General features: G+C 60.5%; 5 protein-coding genes. 2 read left to right on the top strand and 3 right to left on the bottom strand.

Going from position 1 to position 5,822, the window contains the following annotated elements:
- Positions 1 to 114: 114 nt before the first annotated feature.
- The 3 genes from ACFSJC_RS18100 to ACFSJC_RS18090 all read right to left on the bottom strand — a co-directional run bounded on the left by ACFSJC_RS18100 (position 115) and on the right by ACFSJC_RS18090 (position 4,082).
- Positions 115 to 1,080 carry a class I SAM-dependent methyltransferase gene (locus ACFSJC_RS18100; protein WP_386028601.1) on the bottom strand — a complete coding sequence of 322 codons (966 nt, stop codon included), beginning with the start codon at positions 1,078 to 1,080 and terminating at the stop codon, positions 115 to 117.
- A gap of 86 nt (positions 1,081 to 1,166) precedes the next feature.
- Positions 1,167 to 2,438: a glycosyltransferase gene (locus ACFSJC_RS18095; RefSeq protein WP_386028600.1), complete on the bottom strand. Its 1,272-nt coding sequence runs from the start codon at positions 2,436 to 2,438 to the stop codon at positions 1,167 to 1,169.
- A 12-nt stretch (positions 2,439 to 2,450) separates the two neighbouring features.
- Complete coding sequence (locus tag ACFSJC_RS18090) at positions 2,451 to 4,082, bottom strand: MGH1-like glycoside hydrolase domain-containing protein (protein WP_386028599.1); 1,632 nt, start codon at positions 4,080 to 4,082, stop codon at positions 2,451 to 2,453.
- On the opposite strand from ACFSJC_RS18090, the gene ACFSJC_RS18085 reads away from it, so the two are divergent.
- Together ACFSJC_RS18085 and ACFSJC_RS18080 are read left to right on the top strand one after the other, a co-directional pair.
- Positions 4,081 to 4,812, top strand: coding sequence for a TVP38/TMEM64 family protein (locus tag ACFSJC_RS18085; RefSeq protein WP_386028598.1), 732 nt, complete (start codon positions 4,081 to 4,083; stop codon positions 4,810 to 4,812). The genes ACFSJC_RS18090 and ACFSJC_RS18085 overlap by 2 nt on opposite strands.
- 622 nt (positions 4,813 to 5,434) lie before the next feature.
- The gene (locus ACFSJC_RS18080; RefSeq protein WP_386028597.1) at positions 5,435 to 5,788 is read left to right on the top strand and encodes a hypothetical protein; all 354 of its coding nucleotides are present in this window, start codon (positions 5,435 to 5,437) and stop codon (positions 5,786 to 5,788) included.
- Positions 5,789 to 5,822 lie beyond the last annotated feature (34 nt).

Raw genomic sequence — 5,822 nt, 5'->3', positions numbered from 1 at the left:
CTTCCATCTTCCGGAGACGCGATATGCTGCTCAATTTTAATGTCCGGATATCACATTAGATGGCTATAACGCGAAGCATCAGCCACGCCGGCGTTTGGCGTCGACTGCATGCTCTTATTGGGCCTCGTGTTTTTTCGCAATGGCCTGCTCCTCGGTTTTTGCCGGTTCGAACAGAACAAATCCCGCATACTGTTTCATTTCTCGGCGCCTCTCGGGCGATGCGAAAAAGCCCAGGATGCGCATCACAAATCTTGTGGCTGGAGGAAATGGCGCGGGACGACCCAGCCGTTCCGCTTCGGTTGCAAAATACCGGGTCTCTTTCGGCGTCCAGCCGATCCGTAAAAAGAAACCGAAATAGTCCTTCGGCTCGAACAGGAACGGCGCCATCTTCATCGAATCACTCATGCCGCTTCGCCGTCGGTATTCATAAGACGCCGGGGAAAAATAGTCCACAGCCCAATATCCTATTGATTCATGCGACCTCAAGTCCGTACCGAGTAATGCAACCGCATCTTCGGAAAGATAAGGTGTGACGGCTTCTGTCAACACGAGGACCTTTTTCGATTGAGATGCCACTGCGTCGAGCAATGTCCGTCGGGCATCGACGTCGGCAAGATCCAGTCTTACCCGCTCCAGCCGGCATCGTGGCGTTTCCCCGAAAAGACGGGTTTCTTTGAGTTCGATGACGTGAGGGTAATCCACTTCGATCCAGCGGAGCGACTCTGGCAACTCCATGCGGTATGGCCTAGTGTCCAGCCCGGCGCCCAGGTTCAGAATGGTGTCCACGCCATCGACAATCGCGTTTTGAATGAAATCGTCGATAATACGGGTGCGAATGACAACCGACCAGCCGCCGATGAATGCCTGCTTCGGAAGATTGCCGATGATCTTTTTTCCCCGGTCGCCGGCGAGTTTCTCTGCAAGCGGATCATGAAATATCGCATTGGGGTGATTCGTCTCCATGGCACGGTAAGCGGCCGCCATGAATGCCGTATCGGAGACTTGATTAACCTGCTCTTTCATTTGCCATCCGCTCATTTCTATATATTTGTCCGCTAAAGCAACGAAGATGCGCTCCATAGCGCACAACGCTCATTACACCGGAGAATTCGGAGCGCAACGGAGAATTGTTCCGAACGCTTGCGTTTGCTATGTGCTGTTTAGTTTCAGTCTCTATCTCCATTGCCTTCACTGCGTTCGATGGTACCACCGCCCTCGGAGTCCGTGTGCTGACTCAGCCCGCGCCGGTAGAGATCGAAGAGTGTCTCGAAGCTGCTATCCCACCCATAGCCAGCCTCCATCACGTGTCGGCGTGCGGCCCGCCCCATGTCGTGGCATCGCGGCAGGATCTCGCGGATATTGGCCGCCATCGCCCGAGCATCTCCCACGGGGCCGAGTCGGCCCCATTCGGGACGAACGCGCTCGCGCAACGCCCCGGCGTCGACACCGACCACCGGCAGGCCGGATGCCTCGGCCTCGACGACCGCGAGCCCGAAGGTCTCGTGCGGCCCTGCGGTCACATAGAGATCGGCAGACGCCAGCAGCGTCGCGTAGGCGGATTTGTCCTTCTCGAACGGCAGGATATGCACGCGACCGAGCCGCCCGGCCCGTGCCTCCAGCTCGGCGCGCAATGGTCCCTCGCCAACCAGCACCAGATGGAATCGGGGCGTGGCCGGGAGTCGTTCGAAGGCGTCGATCAGGAGGTTGACCGCCTTTTCGCTGTCGAGACGCCCGCAATAGATGAGCAGGATGTCGTCCCCCGCGACGCCCAGGCGTTCGCGAGCGGCCTCAGAGCGTCGCTCGGGCGAAAAGAGGTTCAGATCCACCCCGAGCGGGACGATCTCGGTCCCTTGCACGCCATAGTCCGCGACCCGCGCGGCCTGCGCCGGGGTCGCGGCCAGGGTCAGGTCGCACTTGCGAAACATCTGGCCGAACGCGGACTCGGCGCCATCCTCCAGGATCTCGCCGAGCTTGTGGCCCCAGAGGGCCAGGGTATCGCTGACCGTCTCCATTCCCTCGCCGAGAAACCGCCTGACCGGCGCTCCGACATAGGCATGGGCGACGTCCGTATGGAAATAGACGGAGACCAGGGTCGGCACCCCTTCGGCGCGGCGTTCGTCGCGATACCGGAAGGCCGCCCAGGGCGAGAGGAAATAGCTGCCGAGCTCCACCACATCGGGCTGCTGGTCCGCGAGCGCACGGCGGATCTTGTCGGGTCGCCAGAAGAAGCGATAGGGCTCGCAGCCGGGGATCAAGGGGCTCTCGATCTCGATCTTGCACAACCGCCCCTGCCGCTCGCAGTGGTCGCGCTCGCCCGGCACGATGAGCAGATGCTCGTCGTCCGTGTGCTCGTCGAGATAGCGGCGCTTCTGGTCGATGTAGGTCCGAATGCCGCCGCTGGTCTCGGTGTAGGCAAGCGTCAGATCGCAATAGCGCATGTCGCGGCTCCGTCAGCACCGGCCGTCGCCGAGATCGACCGTCTCGGCAAAGGCGGTGACGAATGAAGATTCATGTCCGTCGTCTGTCCAGGTCCCCTCGAATCGGTCCGGCGAGACCGACGTCAGGGACAGACGACCGCCGCCAGCCAGGCTCAGGACAAAGGTCATCCCCCGAGTCTCGGGCGGCAAGCGCGGTCGCAGTGTCATCCGGCCCCGCTCGACACGCAGCCCCAGGAGCACCTCGATGAGCAGCGTGTTCACCAGACCGGACCAGCCAACGAAGTCGCGCTGAGGTCCCCGGCCCAGCGTGAGGGCCTTCCACCAATTCCCCTGCTTACGCCGCAAGTCCCTGGTGTGCAGGGCATCCGGATCATAGAACTCGTAGATCTGGCGCTCCTCGGCGAACACCCCGTAGACCCCGCGACAGAGACGAAAGGCCAGCTCGCCGGCATCGCGCTCGTAGCCATATCGCAAGAGCCCCTGAATGACCCCAAAGGCCGTATTCACCCACACCGGTCCACGCCACATATCCTTCTCGAAGCAGCGCTCCGCGCGGTCGACCGAGGGCAGCGGGATCAGACTGCCGTAGTGTTCCGGCGCCAGGATGCGCGCAACCAGTCGCTGTGCCCGTTCCGGCCCAGGCACGCCCGCCCACAGCGGCAGCAGCGAGGCCACGGTGGACACGCGGACATGGATCCCGGCAGCGTCCAGATCGTAATAGAGACCATCCCGCTCGTCCCACAGCAAGGCGTTCATCCGTGCGCGCAGTCGCTCGGCCTTCGCGGCGAAGGCGGCGGCCTCCGCGTCAAGGCCGAGCCAGCCGGCCATCTCGCCGAGGGACTCGAGCTGCAGGACCACATAGCTGGAAAAATCTGGGGCGGCCATGGTCTCGACATTGCGCATGACGCTCTCATCGCGGTTGCTGAAGCGCGGGGCGTTCTCCACGCCCGACTCATAGGGGTGTGCCCAGGCATAGAGGCCGTTGTCCAATCGACGGTGCGTTTCGAGCCACGCCTGAAAGGCCTTCAGCACGGGATAGACTGCCTGGATGAACGCCACTGCAGCCTCATGGGGCAGACACCGGGCGATCGCCATCGCGGACCAGGCGACCAGTGGCGGCTGCGTATAGGGCGACTTGGTGAACTCGGTGACGACATGCTGGAGCCGGTCGCCGTCGCGCAGCTCCAGGACGGCCAGCAAGACCTCTTGCGCAACGCGCCGATCCCACCAGCTCCAGACCTGTGCGATGAAGGCGGAATCCCATAGATAGACTCCCCTGAACGCGGGACCGGGGATTGCGTGACGATACCGTGACAAGAGATCCGCGCGCTGAAGATTGGCAAAGAGAAGCGCGTAGACTTCCGCGAACCCGCGCGAGAACACGGATGCCTCCGCCGAGCCTTGGACGGTCAGTCCGGGTGGCGCGTGCTGAAGCCCCTTGCGCGCGAGCATCTCGGCCGGGAGTTCGATCGGCAGCAGACCCGCGCGCCCGGCGGAGATACGCGACCAGACAAGCAAGTGCCACAGATAATGGACACCACGATAGGTGGGTCCAACGATGGCCGCAAATCGCCCCCGGGTGCGCCGAACCATGGCGACCAGACGGCGGGCATCGCGGCCCCAGTGTCGAAGCATCGAATTCATGGGCAAGACATCCAATCATCTTCAAGACCTTGTCGGCATCACCCGGCGAAACACCGAAACCCGGCGCTGGCGGCTGCGGATCGTCCTGGGTCTGCTCCTGGTGACGGCCATCGCCGTCACCCAAACGAGCGACCTGTTCCCGCCCCTGGCGGACTGGCCGAGTGCATTCGCCACCTGGCTTTCAAGGATCCCGCTCTGGGCCTTCATGGCGGCATTCATCCTTCTTCCCGCCGTCGGCTTTCCGCTGCTCGGCTTCTACGCGATGGCGGGCGCAATGACCGACAACCTGACTCAGTCCCTGCTGATCTCCTTGATCGGCATGGCGGGGAATATGGCGGTGTCATACGCGGTCGCGCACTGGCTGTCGCGGCCGCTGCATCGCCTGGCCGAGCGGCGCGGATATCGGATCCCACGCATTCGCCCGCCGGACGACTGGAAGATCATCGTCCTCACCCGCGCCTCGCCGCTCCCCTGGCTCATGCAGAGCTATGTCCTGGTCGCGGGCGGAGCACGCTTCTGGCCCTACATGCGCTTCGGCCTACCGGTGCAGACCGTCGTCGGTCTCTGCGTCATCCTGCTCGGCAAGTCGATCTTTGAGGGCAATGCCAAATGGGCCTTGCTCGGCGCCTTCCTCGCGCTCCTCGCCTACCTGGCGCTTTCCTACCTGCGACGGCGCGCGCGAACCGGCAGCGCCGAACGCTCGGAGCCCACAGGCCCCAAGTCTGTCTGATCGACGTCACGAACAGATGACGACAGCTGGGACGCGCGGCATCGGCGCACGGCCCCACTCGATCGGCGCCAACTCCGTCGGTGCGATGACTTCGGCTCAAGGCTCTTCGGAACAGGGGACCGATCTGTTTTCGATACCTCCGATATCCGAGAAGCGTTTACGCACATCAGTAAATCCGCCCTCTTTCCTCTTTCCTCTTTCTTTTATTGTAACTATTCAGGTCTCCTATCGACTGCCAGCTATTTACAAAACAGTGGTTTACAGTGCATAGCGGTGACAACTGCCATCAAATCCGCCGAAAATGGCTGTGCTTATCGAACCGTAGACACAAGATATAGGGTTCTGCGCAAGGTCGCGCACAGCATGCCGTACCTGAATAGTTACCTTTTATTATGATGTGTACGTATGGGAACAACCACCCTTGAAAGCGTCGCCATGCATCAGCCCATCGCCAAACAGAGTGCACTTCCTCATTCTATCCGGCGACACGTGCTCCGCTCAGAAAGATAAGTAAACTGTCCCGGGATCCGGTCCGGGATCCACAGCGATCAGCGGCGCGAGTTACGAGCGTCTTTTTTTCTAAATTATAACTAAGCCAAATAACCTAGAGAGGGATTCTAATATGGCTATAAACATTGGACCCAATCAGCCACATATTCTAAATACATCATCCCGCAGTGGCGACCAAAATTTTGAATCAAAGCAAGCCCTCTCGACTAAATCGCCCTCCATCCCTCAAGAACAACAAAGCAAAACACCAAGCAATCTGAATGATATCGATGTTAGCAGCCTGAAATTTTCTGAGGTCTATCCACCTGGCACGAAGTCGTTTGTAGGCAATAATCGCATCATCATTATGGATAATTCAGAGCTAGGCGATCGAATGGAGAACATCCTCAAGCGGACTTCCGGAGATCAGGGAAAAATTTTGATCGATATGAGAGTAACCATCCCCCGGCAGAGCCGGGGGCTTTAAATTCGTGAGCCGCTCAAAGCGGCAAGGGGTCGCT

It is taken from the genome of Thiorhodococcus fuscus (genome assembly GCF_042682685.1).
GTDB lineage: Bacteria > Pseudomonadota > Gammaproteobacteria > Chromatiales > Chromatiaceae > Imhoffiella > Imhoffiella fuscus.
This window is presented reverse-complemented; position numbering and strand designations above follow the sequence as displayed.